The organism is Spirillospora sp. NPDC052269, assembly GCF_040679435.1.
Lineage (GTDB): Bacteria > Actinomycetota > Actinomycetes > Streptosporangiales > Streptosporangiaceae > Spirillospora.
The window spans coordinates 228588-247837 of record NZ_JBFAUU010000002.1 but is presented as its reverse complement, the minus strand read 5'-3'; the positions used below and the strand labels follow the sequence as shown (position 1 = coordinate 247837).

At 73.0% G+C, this 19250-nt stretch carries 18 protein-coding genes; 10 read left to right on the top strand and 8 right to left on the bottom strand.

Features of this window, described 5'->3' with window-relative positions:
- The first annotated feature begins 74 nt into the window (after positions 1–74).
- The 3 genes from AB0L06_RS04510 to AB0L06_RS04500 are packed head-to-tail and all read left to right on the top strand — an operon-like array spanning position 75 to position 2884.
- A complete protein-coding gene (locus AB0L06_RS04510) occupies positions 75–710 on the top strand; it encodes a hypothetical protein (RefSeq protein WP_500229518.1) in 636 nt (211 codons plus the stop codon).
- 54 nt (positions 711–764) lie between these two features.
- Positions 765–1388, top strand: a complete 624-nt coding sequence (locus AB0L06_RS04505; protein WP_500229517.1) for an ABC transporter ATP-binding protein — start codon at positions 765–767, stop codon at positions 1386–1388.
- On the top strand, positions 1385–2884 hold the full coding sequence (locus AB0L06_RS04500; RefSeq protein ID WP_500229516.1) for a DUF6297 family protein: 1500 nt from the start codon (positions 1385–1387) through the stop codon (positions 2882–2884). Before AB0L06_RS04505 ends, AB0L06_RS04500 begins: the two co-directional genes overlap by 4 nt.
- On the opposite strand, the gene AB0L06_RS04495 is transcribed toward AB0L06_RS04500, so the two are convergent.
- The 4 genes from AB0L06_RS04495 to AB0L06_RS04480 form a co-directional block, all read right to left on the bottom strand.
- Positions 2823–3428: a pentapeptide repeat-containing protein gene (locus AB0L06_RS04495; protein WP_500229515.1), complete on the bottom strand. Its 606-nt coding sequence runs from the start codon at positions 3426–3428 to the stop codon at positions 2823–2825. The genes AB0L06_RS04500 and AB0L06_RS04495 overlap by 62 nt on opposite strands.
- Before the next feature lie 9 nt (positions 3429–3437).
- Entirely contained in the window at positions 3438–4340 is a 903-nt protein-coding gene (locus tag AB0L06_RS04490) for a sigma-70 family RNA polymerase sigma factor (protein ID WP_500229514.1), read from the bottom strand.
- Between the two features lie 97 nt (positions 4341–4437).
- Complete coding sequence (locus tag AB0L06_RS04485; RefSeq protein WP_500229513.1) at positions 4438–5286, bottom strand: sigma-70 family RNA polymerase sigma factor; 849 nt, start codon at positions 5284–5286, stop codon at positions 4438–4440.
- A 78-nt stretch (positions 5287–5364) separates the two neighbouring features.
- Positions 5365–5928, bottom strand: coding sequence for a TetR/AcrR family transcriptional regulator (locus AB0L06_RS04480; protein ID WP_500229512.1), 564 nt, complete (start codon positions 5926–5928; stop codon positions 5365–5367).
- A 106-nt stretch (positions 5929–6034) separates the two neighbouring features.
- On the opposite strand from AB0L06_RS04480, the gene AB0L06_RS04475 reads away from it, so the two are divergent.
- Complete coding sequence (locus AB0L06_RS04475; protein ID WP_500229511.1) at positions 6035–6454, top strand: DUF3291 domain-containing protein; 420 nt, start codon at positions 6035–6037, stop codon at positions 6452–6454.
- Between the two features lie 30 nt (positions 6455–6484).
- On the opposite strand, the gene AB0L06_RS04470 is transcribed toward AB0L06_RS04475, so the two are convergent.
- Together AB0L06_RS04470 and AB0L06_RS04465 are read right to left on the bottom strand one after the other, a co-directional pair.
- Positions 6485–7333, bottom strand: coding sequence for an amidohydrolase family protein (locus AB0L06_RS04470; protein ID WP_500229510.1), 849 nt, complete (start codon positions 7331–7333; stop codon positions 6485–6487).
- Between the two features lie 65 nt (positions 7334–7398).
- Positions 7399–7986: a TetR/AcrR family transcriptional regulator gene (locus AB0L06_RS04465; RefSeq protein WP_500229509.1), complete on the bottom strand. Its 588-nt coding sequence runs from the start codon at positions 7984–7986 to the stop codon at positions 7399–7401.
- 81 nt (positions 7987–8067) lie between these two features.
- Between AB0L06_RS04465 and AB0L06_RS04460 the strand changes: the two genes are divergently transcribed.
- Positions 8068–8616, top strand: a complete 549-nt coding sequence (locus AB0L06_RS04460; RefSeq protein WP_500229508.1) for a GNAT family N-acetyltransferase — start codon at positions 8068–8070, stop codon at positions 8614–8616.
- Positions 8617–8847: 231 nt separating this feature from the next.
- Positions 8848–9615, top strand: a complete 768-nt coding sequence (locus AB0L06_RS04455; RefSeq protein WP_500229507.1) for a TSUP family transporter — start codon at positions 8848–8850, stop codon at positions 9613–9615.
- Positions 9616–9634: 19 nt separating this feature from the next.
- Here the strand turns inward: AB0L06_RS04455 and AB0L06_RS04450 are convergent, their stop codons facing one another.
- Positions 9635–11404, bottom strand: a complete 1770-nt coding sequence (locus AB0L06_RS04450; protein WP_500229506.1) for a glycoside hydrolase family 15 protein — start codon at positions 11402–11404, stop codon at positions 9635–9637.
- A 371-nt stretch (positions 11405–11775) separates the two neighbouring features.
- Here AB0L06_RS04450 and sucC point away from each other — a divergent pair, with 371 nt between their 5' ends.
- The 3 genes from sucC (at position 11776) to AB0L06_RS04435 (ending at position 15648) form a co-directional block, all read left to right on the top strand.
- Positions 11776–12954 carry an ADP-forming succinate--CoA ligase subunit beta gene (sucC, locus tag AB0L06_RS04445; protein ID WP_500229505.1) on the top strand — a complete coding sequence of 393 codons (1179 nt, stop codon included), beginning with the start codon at positions 11776–11778 and terminating at the stop codon, positions 12952–12954.
- 1 nt (position 12955) lies between these two features.
- On the top strand, positions 12956–13843 hold the full coding sequence (sucD, locus tag AB0L06_RS04440; RefSeq protein WP_500229504.1) for a succinate--CoA ligase subunit alpha: 888 nt from the start codon (positions 12956–12958) through the stop codon (positions 13841–13843).
- 170 nt (positions 13844–14013) lie between these two features.
- Positions 14014–15648 (top strand): Coagulation factor 5/8 type domain-containing protein, encoded by a 1635-nt coding sequence (locus tag AB0L06_RS04435; RefSeq protein WP_500229503.1) that lies wholly within the window; start codon positions 14014–14016, stop codon positions 15646–15648.
- Between the two features lie 52 nt (positions 15649–15700).
- On the opposite strand, the gene AB0L06_RS04430 is transcribed toward AB0L06_RS04435, so the two are convergent.
- Positions 15701–16858: an alpha/beta hydrolase gene (locus tag AB0L06_RS04430; RefSeq protein ID WP_500229502.1), complete on the bottom strand. Its 1158-nt coding sequence runs from the start codon at positions 16856–16858 to the stop codon at positions 15701–15703.
- A gap of 243 nt (positions 16859–17101) precedes the next feature.
- Between AB0L06_RS04430 and AB0L06_RS04425 the strand changes: the two genes are divergently transcribed.
- Positions 17102–19108 (top strand): cell division protein PerM, encoded by a 2007-nt coding sequence (locus AB0L06_RS04425; RefSeq protein WP_500229501.1) that lies wholly within the window; start codon positions 17102–17104, stop codon positions 19106–19108.
- Positions 19109–19250: the final 142 nt, after the last annotated feature.

The following is a 19250-nucleotide window of genomic DNA, read 5'->3' as shown; positions in this document are numbered from 1 at the left end:
ACCTGGGCGAACCGGGCGGACGGATCGGCCCGTTCGACTGATCTCGGGCCCTGCGCGCTGTAACGATGGCGCGCATGGAGCAACTGCGATCAGCCGAGCGGGCCCCCGACCACGGGCACGGTCCCCTGGGCAAGGTGGCGCACTCGGTGGCCGCCGAGAACCTGGCCTCCCCGCCCGGCGAGCCCGCGATCTTCTTCTGCTACAACACCCTGCCCGACCCGCCGTTCCCGATGGCGGGGCACATCCGCCTGGGCGTCGTGCCGGGCGCGTTCGCCGCGTCCGGCGGAGACCTACTGCCGTTCCTCGAGGCCGCCGCCGGGAGCATGCGCGCCCAGCCCGTCCCGCCGCCCTCGTCGTTCGACGAGTCGTACCACCGCCTGCAACGCATGCTGCGCATCGACGCCGTGGCGCTCTGCACGCGCGCCCATCTCGTCCGGACGAGGGAGACCGCGGCCGGTGCGGCCCTGGCCGCCAACATCGCCGAGGGCTACCTGCGGCCCGGTGACCTGGAGGCGTCCCCGGCCGCCGAGGCGCACACGGCCGTCTGGCTGGTCGACCGGTCGGGCGGGTCGCTGCTGGCCGTCGCGCCCGAGGCGTCCGGGGAGGGCGACATCGCGGTGCGGGCCTTCGACACCGATCCCCTCACCGAGCGTCTGGCCGATCTCCTCGACGCGCAGTACACGTGGACGGCCAAGGCCTTCGGGCTGTAGGGCCGCCGAAGCCCTCAGGCCGCAGGTGCCTCCGGGCGTCGCTAGGTTGGGCGTGTGGCGGAGAATGTCGTTGAAGTCCGAAATGTTGCCGTGGGGCTGGGCGGCGTCCCGATCCTGGACGGCCTGGACCTGACGGTAGGCCGCGGCGAGATCGTCGCCGTGCTGGGCGAGAACGGCGTCGGCAAGTCGACGCTGCTGCGCTGCCTGGCCGGTTTGCAGACGGGCTCGTCCGGCGAGATCGAGGTGCTGGGCCGACCTCCCGCGGACGATTCCGAGTTCTGGCGGGACGTGGTGCTCGTCGCGGACGAACCGGCCTGGTATCCGGGGGTGACCGTCCTGGAGCACCTGGAGATGCTCGCCTCCGTGCACGCCGGGACGCGGATGAGCCCGGACGAGGCCCTGGAGCTGTTCGGGCTCGGAGATCGTCGCGACCATGTGCCCTTGGCGATGTCGACCGGTCAGCGGCAGCGGCTCTCGCTGGCGATGGGGTTGCTGCGTCCGAGTCGCGTGCTGCTTCTGGACGAGCCGGAGCGCGGCCTGGACGCGGCGTTCCGCGTCCGGCTGGCCTCGTTCCTGGCCGGGTACGCGGCGGACGGCGGGACGGTCGTGATGGCCACGCACGACCCCGGGTTGGCACGGAACGCGGGCGCCGGCGTCGTCGAACTGGAGTCCGAGTGAGCGCCGGAGTTCGAGTCGGCGCCGCCCGCCGGACGTCCTCGAGTTGGGGCGACCGCTATGCGCTCGGCTTCGGCGGGCTGGTCGTGGTGCTGCTGCTGGCGCCGGTCGTCCTGGACACGCTGAAGGTCCTCGGACACTCGTCCGACCCCGCGCGGGCGGGGGCCGGGGTGGCGCTGCTGGGCCTGCTCTATGCGGGATTCCTGATGCTGGCCCGCGCGTACGGGCCGATCTCGGTGTCCGCCGCCGACGCGGCCTGGCTTCTGCTGTCCCCGCTGCCTCGTCGGCGGGTGCTGGGGCGTTCCGCGCTGATCCTCGTTGGCGTGGGTGTGGTGGGCGGCCTGGCGCTGGGGATGGGGTTGCTGGCGGCCTTGGGTGCGCCTGACCAGGGCGTTCTTCGGCTGGTGGCAGCTCTGACGCTCGGATTGGCCGCGACGGTCGGCGGGCTGGCCCTGGCGGTCCTGGGGCAGGCGTCCGCCGCCTGGGACGGACGTCTGCGCACCGCGATCCTGGCGGTCGCGGCCGCCGCCGTTCTGGCTGCCGTGCTCAGCCGTCCCGTGGGACGCGCCGTCCAGGCGATCCCTGCTTCGTCGGCGGCGACCGCCGCGGCGGTCTGCGCGCTCGCCGCGGCGTTGGCGGCCCGGCTCGCCTGGTCTCGGCTGGAACGGATCCACGCGCGCGACCTGCTGGAGGCGTCCACGCGGGTCAACCGGGTGGCGACCGCGACGACGCTGCTCGATCCCGGTTCTCTCACCTGGACGGTCGAGGACGTCCACTGGCGTGGCCGGACCCTGCGGTCGCACGCCTGGCCGAGGCTGCCCGCGCCGCTCGCCGTGGCCTGGCAGGACTGGGTGCGCCTCGGCCGCCGGCCCGGACGGCTGGCCGTCGTGGCGGCGTCCGCCGCGCTGCCCGCGCTCGCGGCCCGGGCGGCGGACGGGACGTCCCCGATGGCGATGGCGTCGTTGGGGGCGCTGCTCGTCGCCGCGTCATGCGCGGCGGGGGCCCGCCGGGACGCGGGCGACCCGGCGCTGTCCCGGCTGACCGCGGTCGGGCCGCGGGCGACGCTGGCGGGACGGGCCGTCCTCCCGGCGCTGGTCGGCGGGCTCTGGCTTGCGCTGGCCCTGGCCGGGCTGCAGGCGGTCGGCGTGCTGTCCGGCGGGCCCTGGTGGCCGCTCGCGCTGCCCTGCGCGCCCGCCCTGGCCGCCGGAGCCCTGCGGATGGCGCGGAGGCCGCCGGTGGATCACGCGATGCCGGTGATCGCGACCCCGGTCGGCGCGATCCCGACGGGCCCGTTCCTCTGGGCGATGACCGGCGCGGACATCGCCCTGATCGGCTGCGCTCCCGCCCTGAACGCCCTCGCGAAGCCGCCCGCGGGCCTCGGCCCGGTGCTGGTCGCGCAGGCCGTCGCCGGGGTGGCGGTGCTGGGGCTCTACCTGCTCAAGGGCGGACGTCCAGTCCGAGCGCTTCTGCGACGACCATGGCCTGGGGGATGTCGATGACGGCCCCCTTCAGGTCCACGGTCAGGAGGTGTTCGGCCGGGAGCGCGCTGCCGCGCAGGTCCGCCTGACGGAAGTTGGCGTTCCGGAGCCACGCGCCGCTGAGGTCGGCCCGCTGGAACGTGGTCTTCTCGCAGGTGGAGCCGCTCAGGTCGGCCTCGCGGAGGCGGGTCTCCTCGAACGTCGCACCGGAGAGCTTCGCGCCGGTCAGTGTCACGAACGACCAGTCGCCGCCGCGGACCTTGAGCAGGTCGAACGAGCAGTCGCTGAACGCGCTGCCGACGAGTTTGCACCCGTCGAACGTCGCGTCGAAGAACGAGCAGCGGACGAACGTGCAGTTCAGGAACGCCGCCTCGCTGTGCTCGGACACGTTGAACTTGCAGCCCCGGAACAGGCACTCGGTGAACGTCCCGGACGAGTCGCGCATCTCGGTGAAGTCGACGTCGGAGAACAGGACGCGTTCGAATGTTTCGCCCTCGATGTCCCGCCCGTCCCAGTCGCGGGTCGTGATCGTCGTCTCGGTGGGCGGGAGTCTGCGTGCGGCCATCCCCTCACGCTAGTCGCGCGGCGGCTTGGCGAGCTCGACCGACGCGAGGACGTCCGGGTCGGCGACGAGGTCGATCGCGACCACGCGGCCGTCCCGGACGGTGAAGTCGAACACGACCTGCGGAACCCCTCTGAGCTGCCACATTCCGCCCGCCACGCCGTCCACGAGGACCGGCAGGACGGCCTTGGCGCGGCCCGACCAGAACGCGGCCATGGCCTCCCCGCCCTCGATCCGCCCGGGCCCGCCCATCCCGGCCGCGGTCCGGTCGGCGCGCTGGACGGCGTCCGGGTCCAGGAGGGTGACCAGGGCCTCGAAGTCGCCCTCGCGGGACGCCGTCAGGAACGCCGTGACGACCTCGCGTTCGCGCGCGGCGGTCGCGTCGGCCCGTCCGCCCCGGACGCGGCGGCGGGCCCGGCTGGCGAGCTGCCGGGCGGCGGCGGGCGTCCTGTCGATGATCGGCGCGATCTCGTCGAACGGGACGGCGAACATGTCGTGCAGGACGAACGCCAGCCGCTCGGCGGGCGACAGCGTCTCCAGGACGACCAGCAGCGCGAGCCCGACCGAGTCCGACAGGACGACGGCGTCGGCCGGGTCCTCGGGGGCCTCGGCCGCGGGGCCCGCCGGCGCGTCCGGTTCGGCGGGGGTGTCCGGCTCGTCCCAGGACACCTCGCGGCGGGTCGTCCGGGCGCGGAGCATGTTCAGCGCCACCCGTCCGACGATCGTGGTCAGCCAGCCGCCGAGGTTGCCGACGCCGTCGTCCCCGGCGCGGCTCACCCGGAGCCACGCCTCCTGGACGGCGTCGTCCGCCTCGGAGTTCGATCCGAGCACCCGGTAGGCGACCGCGTGCAGATGGCCGCGGTGCTCCTCGAACCGCGCGGCCAGCGACTCCTCGCCCTTCACATGCGCCTCCAACCCGTGGGCCTACGCAACCCTGACCCGCGCGGTCCCACGGATGTGACGGCCGGTGCGGAGGCGACGGCCGGTGTGGGATGTGACGGCCGGCGCTGGATCAGAGCCCGAGGTCCCTGAGGCGGTCGGGGTCGGCGATGATGTCCATCGTCGTGATCCGGCCGTCCACGACGGTGAGCGCCATCAGCGACTGCGGGCCGCCGCGGGTCATGTCCATCGCGCCGATCGTGCCGTTGACCAGGACGGTCTCGATGTTCAGCGCGATCTGGCGGAACATGAGCGCCCGGCCGGCGACGTTCCGCGCGCCCTTGACGACCTGCAGCGCGCCGCCCGCGCCCATGTCGACGCGCAGCACGACGTCCGGGTCGAGGATCGCGACCAGGGCCTCCAGGTCGCCTTCGCGGGCCGCCGCGAGGAACGCCTCGACGGCCTGCCGCTGCCGGTTCAGGTCCGGATCCGGCGCGGGCGCGGAGTCCTTGACACGGCGGCGGGCCCGGCTGGCGAGCTGCCGGGTCGCGGCGGGCGTCCTGTCGATGATCGGCGCGATCTCGTCGAACGGGACGGCGAACATGTCGTGCAGGACGAACGCCAGCCGCTCGGCGGGCGACAGCGCCTCCATGACGACCATCAGCGCGATCCCGACCTGGTCGGCGACCAGCACCTCCTGCTCGGGGTCGTGCGACACGATCGGGTCGGGCAGCCGCTCGTCGCCGAGCTCCTCCCGCCGGGACCTGCGGGTGCGCAGCATGTCGAGGCACACCCGTCCGACGACCGTGGTCAGCCAGCCCGGCAGGTTCTCGACGTCCGACACGTCGGTGCGGCTGAGCCGGAACCAGCCCTCCTGGACGGCGTCCTCGGCCTCGCTCAGCGAGCCGAGCATGCGGTAGGCCACCGCGCGCAGGTGACCGCGCTGCTCCTCGAACCGCTCGGCGAGCGCATTGTCGTCCACCCGCTCCACACTCCCACCGGGTCCGTCCACTGAACAGTCCGCAAGATAGACGATCAGGGAAATCCCGGCGCGGGCGCGTCAGGGGGCCGACCGGACGTCCTCCCGGTCGGAGAAGAGCTTGGCGAGTATGGGGCGGGCGGCGGTCGCCGGGTCCTCGGCGAGGTTCGGGGGGAGGGCGCCGCTCAGCCAGAGTCCGGCGAAGCCGTGGGCGATGGACCAGGCGGCGAGCGCCGCGTCGGAGTCGGGGGACCCGGCGCCGACGGCGCGGTCGAGCAGGGCGGCCGTGCGGTCGCCGGCGGCGGTGACCTCCGGGTCGTCGGCCCGGTAGAGCTCGGGACGGAACATGACCTCGAAGTGGGCGCGGTGCTCGGCGGCGAACCGGACGTAGGCGACGCCGAGGTCGAGCAGGTCGTCGCCGGCCTCGGTGAGGGCCGCGGCGAGCAGGTCGAAGCCCTCGGCGGCCAGCGCGGTCAGCAGGCCGGCCTTGTCGCCGAAGTGGTGTGCGGGCGCGGCGTGCGAGACCCCGGCGCGGCGGGCCAGCTCGCGCAGGCTCCAGCCGGACGGCCCGGACTCCTCGATCGCCGCGACGGCCGCGGAAAGGACGGTGCGGCGCAGGTCGCCGTGGTGGTAGCTCGAACTCACCCTGCCAGCCTAGGGCAGGTCACCCCGAACTTGCCATTGACAAGTTCGGGGTCGCGACTAAAACTTGTCAATGACAAGATGAAACGAGGAGCAAGGGAGGGGCGCCATGCCCACGATTCCCTGGAGCACGCCCGAGGCCCCCGAGTCCGGCGGGGAGGCGCTGGTCATGGCGTCGCGGCTGGAGGTGCGGTCGCTGCGCCACGTGCCCGGCTTCTTCCTGGCCTCGATGGCGCTGCTGCGGCAGGCGAGGCGCTCGCGGGGCGCCTGGGGGCTCTCGCTGCGCGCCGAGCCGCTGAGCCGGACGTTCTGGACGCTCTCCGCCTGGTCGGGCCGGGACGCGCTGAACGCCTACGCGGCCGCGGAGCCGCACAAGTCCACGATGCGGGCCAAGCGGAACGTCATGCGGGACTCGACGTTCGTCTTCTGGAACGTCCCGGCGTCCGACCTCCCGATCACCTGGGAAGAGGTCGAACGCCGGATCGCAGAAAAGCGGGGTGAAGCGGAGCTGAAGGCGGGTGAGAGGTGAAGGGGAGCCTGGTTCGGAAAGGTGGTCCGGTCAGTTCAGCCGGTAGCGCCGGGTCGCGTTCCCGACGAACAGTTTGCGTCGCTCATCAGCGGAAAGATCCGATGTGACCTCCTGATAAGTGGCCATCAGATCGGCGTAGCCGCCCGAAAGGCCGTCCACCGGGAAATTGCTGCCGAAGAAGCAGCGGTCGATCCCGAAAAGGTCGAGGCAGGTCTCGATGTAAGGGCGCAGCGCGGCGGTGTCGAGTCGTCCGAGCGGCATTCCGAGGCCGGAGATCTTGCAGTCCACGCGGGGGAGCGCGGCCAGCTTGGCCAGGCCCCGCCGCCAGTCGATGAAGCCCTCCGGGGAGCCCGTCTCGGGCCAGCCCGCGTGCTCCAGGACGACCTGGACGTCCGGGGCCTTGGCGAGCGCGGCGAGATAGGCGTCCACCTCGGGCGCGCGGATCACCTGGTCGAAGACGAGGTCGCGTTTCCCCAGCTCACGCAGGAGGGAGGCGGCCGTGTCGCCCTCCGGGGACAGGCCGGTGAACACCCGGACGCCCCGGAACAGCGGACTGTGCGCCTGCTCGTCCAGCTGCGCCTCGACGACCGGCGGCGACACGTCCGGGTCGACCGATCCGATGATCGCCGACGGACGGTCCGGCGCGTCCATGGCGTCCAGCCAGCGCGTCTCGTCGAGGAAGGCGCCCGGCACGGTCGTCGCCGACACGTGCACGGCGCCGAGCAGCCGGACCCCGGCGGCCTCCGCGTCCGCCCGGAATCGCGCGGGCGGATAGTCGCGCGGCACCTCCGGTAGCGTGACGTGAAGCATCGGATACCAGTCGTGCACGCTCGACTGCCAATGATGGACATGGGCGTCCACGAACTCCAGAACGGTCACCAAAGACCCCTTTCGGCTCTGGGTGGACATCTTGGCCGAAAAAGGGGTTCGAGGTCGATGCCGCGCTAGACGGACAAAGACGTCAGGATTCCGTCGAGCAGCGCGAGCTGCCGCTCCGCGGGATAGCGCTCCGGATCGAACAGCACCTGCACCACCAGCCCGTGCGCGAACGCGACCAGCGTCGTCGTGACGGTGTCGACGTCGACGTCCGCCGGGAACTCGCCCAGCTCGCGCGCCTGCTCGACGAACGGACGCAGCCGCTCGGTGCGGAACCGCTCGTACCGGTGCGTCTCGCGCTCGCCGAGGTCGGCGTCCGCGAGCGCGGCGTCCCAGGAGCTGACCCAGACCCGGTTCATCTCGACCGCCTCGGGCAGGATCGGCAGGATGTCCGCGAGGAGTTCGCGCAGCGCCGCCCGGCCCTTCCCGGACGGGGTGAGCCGGCCCCTGAGCGTCCGCTCCTCGGCGAGGTCGAGCGCGTGCGCGACCAGCGCCTTCTTGTTCGGGAAGTAGTGCGTGAGCAGGCCCGTGGACGAGCCCATCTCGGTGGCGACCGCGCGCAGCGTCAGGCCGTCGAAGCCGTGTGCGGCCAGCACCCGCCACACGGCCGCCGACACGTCGCGGCGCCGGGCGTCGTGGTCTCCCTTGGCGGGCACGGAAACCGGTTTCCTTCCGCTCGACGGCACGGTCTAGGGTGCATAACAAACGTTCGGTATGCACCCTACAGGAGGTCGTTGATGCTTTCCCTGACGTTTGCCGAGGGGGCCGAGCTGCGCGCGCTGGAGCCCTGGCAGGCCGCCGAGTTCTATGAGCAGGTGGAGAAGGTCCGCGACGACATCCGCCCGTACATCCCGTTCGCCGCCAGCCTGTTCGACGTGGACGCCGCCCGCGACTACCTGCAGCGCTTCGCCGAGTCGGCGGCCGCCGACGGACCGCGGATCTGGGGCATCTGGGTGGACGGCGTGCTCAGCGGCGGCACCTTGTTCCGGGTCTTCGAGACCCAGCGGGGCGTCTGCGAGGTCGGCGTGTGGCTGGACCCGGACGTGCGCGGCCGCGGCCTGATCACCAAGGCGGTGGGCGCGATGATCGACTGGGCGATCCACGAGCGCGGCATGCTGCGCGTGGAGTGGGGCTGCGAGCCGTCGAACGAGGCCAGCATCGCCACGGCCAAGCGCATCGGCTTCACCTATGAGGGCACCATCCGGCAGGGCTTCAACTTCGACGGACGGCAGCGCGACTACCAGGTGTGGTCCATCCTCGCCGACGAGTGGCGGCCCAAGAGCTGATCTTCCTGGGGTGTGGGCGCGGGCTCGGCCCGCGGTGCGGTGGCCGGTCGCGGCGCGCGGGGCGCGCAGGCGGCCGGCCATTGTCGTGCAGGCGGCCGGTCACGGCCCGGCTGAGCTGCGGCGATGCCCCTCCGAAACGATCGGGCAGCCGAAAAGGCTGGTGATTGTCCCGCTTCGTCCCGCTAGGCTAAGCGCCGTTCTTCTTTTAACCCTTACAGGGGAGGGCGCCGGGTGGGGATCGAGCACGTCGTCATGCTGCTGGCGGCCGCGCTGGGCGCGGGCTGGGTGGACGCGGTGGTCGGCGGGGGCGGGCTCATCCAGCTGCCCGCGCTGATGCTGCTCAACCCCGGCCAGCCGGTCGCCACCGCGCTCGCCACGAACAAGGTCGCCTCCATCGCCGGGACGACCAGCGCCGCCTACGCCTACCTGCGCCGCACCAAGATCGACCGGACCGTCGCGTTCACCGGCGCGGGCCTGGCGGTCGCGGCCTCGGCGGCGGGCGCGCTGTGCGCCTCGGCGATCTCCTCGGACGTGTTCAAGCCGGTCATCATGGTCGTGCTGCTCGCGGTCGCGGCGCTCGTCGTGTTCCGCCCGAGCCTCGGCCGCGAGCCGAGGCTCGTGCTGCGCACCCGCCGCCGGGTCGCCGCCGCGATCCTCGTCCCCGGCCTCGCCATCGCCTTCTACGACGGCATCCTCGGCCCCGGCACCGGGACGTTCCTGGTCGTGGTCTTCACCGCCGCGCTCGGCATCGACTTCGTCCACGCGTCCGCGCACGCGAAGGTCATCAACGTCAGCACCAACTTCGGCGCGCTGCTGGTCTTCGCCGTCCAGGGCCACATCCTGTGGGGGCTCGGCCTCGCCATGGCCGTCGCGAACGCGACCGGCGCGCAGCTCGGCGCGCGCACCGCGATCAAGCGCGGCTCCGGGTTCGTCCGGGTCGTCCTGCTGTGCGTGGTGACGCTGCTGGTCGCCAAGCTCGGCTACGAGCAGTTCGCGTAGCCCCGGAGGACGGGCCGGGTCAGCCCTCGTCCGGGACGGGGAGCGGCTTCTCCAGCGCGGACAGGCTCAGCACGACCAGCGAGGACGTCCAGCCGAGCGGGGCGACCGCCGCCGGACGCCCGTACTCGTCCACCTTCTCGGGCAGCGCGCCCAGCGTGGTGCGGTGCGCCGACAGCCAGTCCAGCCGGGCCATCGCCTCGTCCGGACGGCCCGTCGCCGCGGCCGACAGCGTGAACAGCGCCATCTCCGGCGTCCAGGCGACCTTCGCGTTCCCCGACCAGCGCTCACCAGGCAGGACGCCCCCGTTCGGCAGCGTCAGCTTCCCGGCGGCCGACAGCACGGCGTCGGTCACGCCTTGGTCGGCCGGGCCGAACGGCGGGCTGAGGAAGGTCACCGAGGTGTCCATGAGCCCGCCCCGGAGGGGGGAGCGCGGGTAGCCGAGCGGCGCGAACCTCGTCGCGATCCCGCCCTCGACCCGGTGCGCGGCCACCCGGTACCGGTCGGCCCTGTCGGTGTGGCCGAGCTCGCGGGCGAGCGCGGAGGCCGCCCGCAGCCCGGCCAGGACCGGCCCGACGACGCCGAGTGTCGCGCGCTTCGGGTCCTGCTCGGACGAGGCGGCACGCTCCCAGTAGTCCGAGGACGGCGGCGGCAGGCCGTCCGAGCCCAGCGAGGTGGTCAGCTGGTCGGCGGCCCGGCGCACCATCGTCCACAGTTCCGGCAGGTCGGCGGCGGCGTCGGGGTTCTCGCTGTGGAAGAACCACGCGGCCCACAGCACCCAGCCGAGCGAGTCGAGCTGCGCGTGTCGCCCGTCCGCGACCGGGCTGCCGTCGGGGTTGTAGCGCGCGGCCCACATCCCCTTCGTGGTCTGCACGCGCGCGAGGAACCGCAGGATCCGCCGGGCCTCGGCCGGGTGGTCGGTCACGGTGAACGCCGCCGCCGCGAACGCCGAGTCGCGCGGCCACGAGTACCGCCACGCCCCGTACCAGGACGCCAGGGACGCGCCGTTCGGCCTGGTCAGAAGCCTCAGGTCCTGGAGCGCGCGAGCGGCCATGTCCCGGTACGCGGTCGCCTTGTCGGCGGCGGATCCGACCGTGAGCCGGTCGTGTTCGCCGTTCTTCTCCGCCTTCTCCGAATCCTCCGAAGGAGTCGGCGTGGGCGTCGCCGTCGGCTTGGGCGGCTTCCCCGCGGTGGACGGACGGTTCGGAGCCGGGGCCGCCGGCCCCACCCCCGGAGCCTTCGGACGCGCCTGGACGGGCACGCACCCCTTCGCGACGACGGCCTCGTCGCTCAGCCCGCCGCCGTCCGCGGGCCGCGTTCGGCCGGTCTGCGCGGGCCCCTCGGGCCCGGATGGACGGGGCTCGGCTGCGCCGATCTTGTCCCGGGTGCTCTGGAGGACGTCGTCCTGACGCGGTTTGCGGCTCTTGCCGGCAGGCGGGCACGGCTTCAGCCAGGGGATCAGGCGCCCGGGGACGGTCCCGCGCGCCAGCCAGGTCTGGTCACCCCGGACGGCCTCGGCGACGCGGGGATCCGATCCGGAGACGGTGATGGCGTCCTCGCCGCCCGTCGGGACGAGCCGGACGCGCCCGTCCGCGAGCCGGACGACGGACGAGTCGGGCAGGTAGCGCGCGCCGTGGGCCTCGGAGACCGGCAGCGGGTCGCCCGCGAACGGCCAGCCGCCCCCGCCGACGAGGCCGGGGCTGGCCCATTCCGGGGTGCCGGTCTCCGGAAGCGTGACGCCGCAGGTCGCGGCCAGTGCGGAGACGAGAAGGAGCGCGGAGGCACGGCGCACGCGACCGGGCCATGACGTCGGCCACACCGTCGGCCCGACTCCGCTGTCCGCCACCGCACCTCCCCCTTGAGACGGGCCTAAGTACATCAAACTCAGCCAAACGCCGCAGTGCGCTCAGGGGGTGAACGCGGCATTCGACGCATGGTTTCTACCTCCTCACATACCCACCTTCGCGCCCCCGGGAGGGCGGGGAATGAGTAACCTCACACCCCGTCCGGGAACACGGCGGCCCCCGGCGGCGTGACCACGCGCGGAGGTTGACTAGGCTGCTTCGACGGAGCGGACCGCAGAGTGGCGGCCGGACGGCGCAAGAGTCCCGTGCCCCCCACTTGCCCCGCGGTCGTTGGCTGTCGATCCGTTAAGGACGCCTCGTGGACCTGTTCGAACATCAGGCAAAGGAACTCTTTGCCGAGTACGGGGTACCGGTGCCTACCGGCAAGGTCGCCCATACTCCCCAGGAAGCGCGTGCCATCGCGGAGGAGCTCTTCTCCGCTGGCAGCAAGAAGGTCGTCGTCAAGGCCCAGGTGAAGACCGGGGGCCGTGGCAAGGCCGGTGGCGTGAAGCTGGCCGACAACGCCGACGAGGCGGAGTCCCTGGCGACCGACATCCTCGGCATGGACATCAAGGGCCACACGGTCCACAAGGTCCTGGTCGAGGAGGGCTCGGCGATCGCGCAGGAGTACTACTTCTCCTTCCTGCTCGACCGCGCGAACCGCACCTTCCTCTCCATCTGCTCCGTCGAGGGCGGCGTGGAGATCGAGGAGGTGCCGCACGACCAGCTGGCCATGGTGCCGGTCTCCCCGCTGGACGGGATCGACCTGGCCAAGGCCCGGCAGATCGCCGAGCAGGGCCGGCTGCCCGAGGAGGCGCTGGACGGCGCCGCCGCGATCATCGAGCGGCTCTGGGCCGTCTTCACCGACGAGGACGCGACCCTCGTCGAGGTGAACCCGATGATCCTCACCGCCGACGGCCAGGTGAAGGCCCTCGACGGCAAGGTCTCGCTGGACGAGAACGCCTCGTTCCGCCAGGAGCACGACAAGCTCGAGGACAAGGCCGGCGCCGACCCGCTGGAGGCCAAGGCCAAGGCCCTCGACCTGAACTACGTCAAGCTCGAGGGCAACGTCGGCATCATCGGCAACGGCGCCGGGCTGGTCATGTCCACCCTGGACGTCGTCGCCTACGCCGGCGAGAAGCACGGCGGCATGAAGCCCGCCAACTTCCTCGACATCGGCGGCGGCGCGTCCGCCGAGGTGATGGCCAACGGCCTGGAGATCGTCCTGTCGGACGCCGACGTCAAGTCGGTGTTCGTCAACGTCTTCGGCGGCATCACCGCCTGCGACGCCGTCGCGAACGGCATCGTGTCGGCCTACAAGCTGCTCGCGGACCGCGGCGAGGCCGTGGACCGCCAGTTGGTCGTCCGGCTCGACGGCAACAACGCCGAGCTCGGCCGCCAGATCCTGAAGGACGCGGCGCTGCCCGGTGTCCAGCAGGTCGAGACCATGGACGACGCGGCCGAGCGGGCCGCCGAACTCGCTGCGGCAGGTGCGTGAAATGGCCATCTGGCTCACTGAGAACAGCAAGATCATCGTCCAGGGCATCACCGGCTCCGAGGGCTCCAAGCACGGCCGCCGGATGCTCGCCTCGGGCGCCCAGGTCGTCGGCGGCGTGAACGCGCGCAAGGCCGGCACGACCGTCGAGTTCGACGGCACCGAGCTCCCGGTCTTCGGCACCGTCAAGGAGGCCATGGAGAAGACCGGCGCGGACGTGTCGGTCGTCTTCGTGCCGCCGAAGTTCACCAAGGACGCCGTGGTCGAGGCGATCGACGCCGAGATCCCGCTGTGCGTGGTCATCACCGAGGGCATCCCGGTGCACGACACCGCCTACTTCTGGGCGTACGCCGAGTCCAAGGGCAACAAGACCCGGATCATCGGGCCGAACTGCCCGGGCATCGCGTCCCCCGGCAAGTCCAACGCGGGCATCATCCCGGCCGACATCACCACGCCCGGCCGCATCGGCCTGGTGTCCAAGTCGGGCACGCTGACCTACCAGATGATGTACGAGCTGCGTGACTTCGGGTTCTCCACCTGCGTCGGCATCGGCGGCGACCCGATCATCGGCACCACGCACATCGACGCCCTCCAGGCGTTCCAGGACGACCCCGACACCGACGCCATCGTCATGATCGGCGAGATCGGCGGCGACGCCGAGGAGCGCGCGGCGGCCTTCATCGAGAAGAACGTCACCAAGCCGGTCGTCGGCTACGTGGCGGGCTTCACCGCCCCCGAGGGCAAGACGATGGGCCACGCCGGCGCGATCGTCTCCGGCTCCGCGGGCACCGCCCAGGCCAAGAAGGAGGCGCTGGAGAAGGTCGGCGTCCGGGTCGGCAAGACCCCGAGCGAGACCGCCCGCCTCATGGCGGACATCATGCGCAACCTCTGATCCACCCGATCAGGGCCACGAAGGACGCCCGAGCCGCACACCGCGGCGCGGGCGTCTTTCGTTTTCCGCATGCGCTTCCGTTTTGCGTCGTCCCAGCTCAGGGGCCCTGGGACGTGAACAGTGTTCATGTTCTAATGAGGGGCGCATAGCCCTCACCCCCTGGAGCGGCCATGAGACTCCCGCGTGTCCCCCGCATCCCCCGCCCCGTCACGGCACTGCTGACCGCCGTCCTGTGCGCCCTCGGAACGGCCTCCGCCGCGCACGCAGCCCGCCCCGCCTCCCCGCCCGTCCGGACGTCCGCCACGTCCGGGACCGTCCGCGGCCTCCTCGACGCCCACACCCACATCGAGGGCGCCGACGACATGGGCGGACGGATGATCTGCGGCGAGCCGTTCGACCCCGACGGCATCGCCGCCGCCCTCCACGACTGCCCGGACCACTACCCGAACGGCGAGTTCGCGGTCTTCGAGAACTTTCTCAAGAACGGCACCCCGTTCGGCACCCACGACCCGGTCGGCTGGCCCACCTTCAAGGACTGGCCCGCCCACGACTCCCTCACCCACCAGCAGGTCTACTACACCTGGCTGGAGCGGGCCTGGCGGGGCGGACTCCGGATCATCGTCGACCAGTACGTCGCGAACCGGGTGCTCTGCGTGCTCTACCCCCTCAAGAAGAACCCCTGCGACGAGGACGCCACGATCGACCTCGAACACGGCAAGGCCGTGCGGATGCAGAGCTACATCGACGGCCTGAGCGGCGGCCCGGGGAAGGGCTGGTTCCGGCTCGTCCACACGCCGCAGGAGGCGCGGGCGGTGGCCGCGTCCGGGAAGCTCGCCGTGGTCGAGAGCATCGAGACGTCCGAGCCGTTCGGCTGCCGGGAGGTCCGGGACGTCCCGCAGTGCAGTGAGAGGCAGATCGACGCGGGCCTGGACCACATGAAGGCCCAGGGCGTGACCAGCATGTTCGTCTGCCACAAGTTCGACAACGCGCTCTGCGGCGTCCGGATGGACAGCGGGACGGCCGGCGTCGCCGTCAACATCGGCAACTTCGTCGGGACCGGACGGTTCTGGAACGTCGAGACCTGCACCGGCCCCGCGCACGACAACACGGTGACGCCGCAGGTCACGCTGCCCGCCGCCGTCCGGCTCGCGCTCGGCCTGCCGAACCTGCCCGCGCCCTTCTACCCGGCCGCCCCGCACTGCAACACGCGCGGCCTCACCGCGCTCGGCGCGCACATGATCAAGGGAATGATCAAGCGGAAGATGATCGTCCAGATCGACCACATGAGCGCCAAGGCCGCCGACCAGACCCTCACGCTCCTGGAACAGGCCCACTACCCCGGGGTGATCTCGTCGCACAGCTGGGTCGACCCGACCTACTACGAGCGGATCTACAGGCTCGGCGGCATGATCACCGAGTACGCCAACCCGGCCGACCAGTTCGCGGGCGGCTGGCGTGACGCGAAGCAGGCGTTCCAGAAGTCCGGCGCGACGGGGACGTTCGGGTTCGGCTACGGCCTGGACGCCAACGGCTTCGGCCACCTGCCCGGCCCGCGCAAGGGCGGCGACGTCCGGTACCCGTTCACCGCGCTCAGCGGCGTCACGCTCGACAGGCTCAGCACCGGCCGGCGCACCTGGGACCTCAACGTGGACGGCGTCGCCAACTACGGCCTCGTCCCCGACTGGATCGAGGACGTGCGCAGGACCGTCGGCCCCGAGTTGACCGACGACATGGCGAACGGCGCCGAGGCGTACCTGCGCATGTGGGGCCGCGTGGACGCCTACAAGCCACCGCCAGGCTTCTGACCTGCGCAAATGCGGACGCCCCGGCACGTCGCGCCGGGGCGTCCAGGTCGGTTCAGAAGCGCTTGATCTCGTGGACCGGGGCGGTCGGCATGCTGCCCGGCGGACGCTCCGGGCCCTTGCCCGGTTTCGGCGTCTGGGCCGCTCCCTGGGTGGGGTTGCCGAGCAGGTTGGTCGCCCAGGTCAGGAACTTTGGGAACGCCGGGTTCCAGGCCGCGTAGGTGTGCCGGGCGTGCGGGATCAGGACCAGCGGACCGTTCTGCCCGTGGCTCTGCAGGACGCTGTGGAAGAGCTTGGCGTCCGACACGTCCCCGCGGTCGGACTGGCCCGCCATCAGCCAGAACGCGGGCACCTTCGCGCCGGCCGGCCAGTTGGTCAGCCGCCACAGCGGGTCGTTCTGCAGCCGGGCGCGGGCGTTGCCGTCGAACGGGTCGGCGCCGTGCTCGGGGAGCGGCTGGAAGTAGCCGCTCATGACGCCGGACAGGCCGAACACGCCCGGGTGCCGCAGCGCCAGGTTCGCCGCGCAGAACCCGCCCTCGGAGAACCCGGCGACGCCCCAGCGCGCGCCGGGCGGGTCGGCGCGGAACGAGGTCTCCACGTCCGACGGGACGTCCTCGGCGAGGTAGGTGTCGTTCCGGTCGCCCTTGGGACGGTCCAGGCACTGCGAGCCGCCCGCGCCGTGCGCGTTGCCGTTGATGTTCGGCATCACCAGGATCGAGGGCTTGGCCTCGTGCTTGTCCAGCATCGTCTTGTAGGTCGAGGTGACGTGCAGGCCGCGCTGCCAGTCCTCCGGCTCGCCGGGGGAGCCGTGCAGCAGCTCCAGCACCGGGAACCGCGCCGAGGCGTACTGCGACTGGAAGTACTGCGGCGGCAGGTACACCAGGCCCTCGCGGCTGAGCCGGCTCTTGGACCCCGCGAACGTCGTGGTCACCAGCAGGCCGTCCCTGGCCGGGGTGCCGCCGATCTTGAGGCTCTTGCCGCCGCCGGGCGGCAGCGCCTGCACCCCCGGATGGTGCCCGGCCAGGTCGTCCACCAGGTCGGTCCAGGTCTGGTAGTAGTCGTAGAACCGGTTGACCAGCGCCATCCCGAAGACGGACGAGAGCGCGAACGCCAGCACCCCCGCGCCGATCCGCAGCACGATCGGCGGCCCCTGCCTGGCCAGGACGTAGGCCAGGCCGCCGACGGCCGCCACCATCAGCAGCAGAATCAGCACGCTCTGCGGACCGAACAAACGGATCCCTCCCCGTGGGACATCGGACGGCCCCCTCCCCGCTGAGGGCGCGCCCGCTCCTGTCGCGCACAACGCGACGGAGCCGTGTGAGGATCCAGGGTTATCCGATCGTTGCGCGCGCTGTGTCCATCCTGCCGTGCCCGGACACCCGTTCGCCCCTCCCGCTCCGCCGCAAAGGCGACACGCCGGGCCGGGGAGGCCGGAGCACGAGGTGAGGGTGCCAGCATGGACGCCGTGAAAGAGACGGGACGGCAGCGGGCGGCGACCGGCACGGCGGCGGGCACCTCCGCGGGCCCTCCGTCAGGGGATTCGTCCGGCACGGCGGAGCGCCCGGCGGCCGGCGCGGGGGAACGCCCCGCGAGCGGCGCCGCGGAGCGTCCGGCGACGGGCCCGCCGGGGGAGTCCGGCGGCGCGTCCCGCGTCCCGGTCACCGCGGGGCAGCGGCCGCAGTGGGTCACGGGCCTCATCGGCGCGGTCTGGTGCATCGGGATCGGTCTCGCCGTCCTCACCACGGTCACCCTCATCGGCTGGATCGCCGCGCCCCGCACCGCCTTCGGCCACGGGCTCCCCGGCGTGTTCCGGACGGCCGTGAACTTCTGGCTGGTCTCCCACCACGCGGGCTTCTCCGTCGACGGCGGACGCGTCGGGCTGCTGCCCCTCGGCGTCCTGCTGATCCCCGGCACGCTGCTGTACCGCACCGGCGGCTGGATGATCCGGCGCGCCCTGCCGAAGGACGCGTCGGGACGTCCGGTCGCCTCCGGCCCGGAGGACGCGCGCCGCGTCGTCGTCGGGGCCGCGATCGCGCTGGCCGTCCCGTACGCCGGGCTCGCCGGGCTGCTCGCGCTCGCCGCCTCGTCCTCGGTCGCGCGGCCCTCGCCCGGGCAGGCCGTCGTCGCGTGCTTCGTGGTCGCGGCCATGGGCGGCGGCGCCGGGGCGGCCCGCACCGTCGTCGCGGCCCGGACGGGACGGCGCGTCCGGTCGGGGCTGGGAGCCCTCGTGCGGCTGCTGCCGGACCGTCCGCGCTCCCTGGTGATCGGCGTCGCCGGGTCGGTCGCGGTCCTGGCCACGACGGGCGCGGTGCTGGTCGGCGCGTCCCTGGCGGTGCACTCCGGGGAGGCCGCCCGCCAGTTCGACCTGCTCGCCCCCGGGGTCGTCGGCGGCGCGCTGCTCGTCCTGGTCCAGCTGGCGTTCCTGCCGAACGCGGTGATCTGGGGGATGGCCTACGCGATCGGCCCCGGCTTCGCGGTCGGCTCCGGGACGAGCGTGGCCGCGACCGGCGTCCTGCTGGACGTCGTGCCGGTGTTCCCGCCGCTCGCGGCCCTGCCGCAGCCGGGCCCCGCGCCCGTCGTGTCCCTGGTGGCGCTGGCCGCGCCGTTCCTCGCCGGGGCGGTCGGCGGCGTGCTGACCGTCCGGTCGATGCCGAGCACGGCGTCGGAGTCCGCGCCGCTGTGGGGCTTCGCGTCCGGCGCGCTGACGGGCGTCGTGACGGCCGTCCTCGCCGCGCTGTCCGGCGGACCGCTCGGCGGCGCGCGGATGGCGACCGTCGGGCCGTCCTGGTGGCAGGTCGGATTGTTCGCGAGCCTGGAGGTCGGGATCTCGGCCGCCATCGCCGCCTGGCTGGCCAACTGGCGCATCCTGCGCCGCGCCGACGGGCCGGACATCCCCGCCACAGGGCCCGCCCGGCGGGAGGGACCCGAGCAGGCCCGGCGGGAGGGCGCCGAGCCCGTCCGGCGGGAGGGCCGCCGCGAGCGCCGTCGCCGCGAAGCCCCCGAGGGCGGCGTTCCCGCGCCGTCGGCGTCGCGGTCCGCGCCGTCCCCACGGCTTCAGGGCGACAAGCCCGCCCCGCCGCAGGCCCCCCCGCCGGAACCTGCCGCCTCGCCCTACGCGTCCGGCGCGCTGGAGTTCGAGGAGGCCGAACCCATCCTCGCCCCGCGCCGTCCGACCAGGTCGAGGCCCCGTTTCGAGGACGACCTCCCCGACCTCGCGGGCGAGCCCACCCCGCCCCCGGCTCCGGCCCGGCCCCCGGCGCCCACCCCGGCCCCGCCTCCGCCTCCGCCGCCGCGGGCGCCGCGGGTCGTCGAACATGCGTCCGAGCCCGAGATCACACCCGAGCCCGAACCCGGGCCGATCGAGACGGACGTCCCACGGCAGCGCCACGACGAGCCGGAACGCACCGAGAACCGCGGCGGCGCGATCTACGTCCTCCGGGACGACCCCCGCGACGACGCCTGACCCCGCTGGGTCGGCCTGCCCCGGCTGAGGCGGCCTGACCCGCCAAAGCAGGACGGGGGGGGGGGGGGGGGGCCGGGTCGGGGGGGGGGGCGGGCCGCGCCAGGACGCGGTTCAGCCTGGACGGCCGTCGGGTCGCCGGTCA

What these genes read in the sequence shown, in the direction of transcription:
- AB0L06_RS04510 (WP_500229518.1), top strand. Translation starts at nt 75, where the DNA reads ATGGAGCAACTGCGATCAGCCGAGCGGGCCCCCGACCACGGGCACGGT.
- AB0L06_RS04495 (WP_500229515.1), bottom strand. Translation starts at nt 3,428, where the DNA reads ATGGCCGCACGCAGACTCCCGCCCACCGAGACGACGATCACGACCCGC.
- AB0L06_RS04475 (WP_500229511.1), top strand. Translation starts at nt 6,035, where the DNA reads ATGCCCACGATTCCCTGGAGCACGCCCGAGGCCCCCGAGTCCGGCGGG.
- AB0L06_RS04460 (WP_500229508.1), top strand. Translation starts at nt 8,068, where the DNA reads ATGCTTTCCCTGACGTTTGCCGAGGGGGCCGAGCTGCGCGCGCTGGAG.
- sucD (WP_500229504.1), top strand. Translation starts at nt 12,956, where the DNA reads ATGGCCATCTGGCTCACTGAGAACAGCAAGATCATCGTCCAGGGCATC.
- AB0L06_RS04435 (WP_500229503.1), top strand. Translation starts at nt 14,014, where the DNA reads ATGAGACTCCCGCGTGTCCCCCGCATCCCCCGCCCCGTCACGGCACTG.
- AB0L06_RS04425 (WP_500229501.1), top strand. Translation starts at nt 17,102, where the DNA reads ATGGACGCCGTGAAAGAGACGGGACGGCAGCGGGCGGCGACCGGCACG.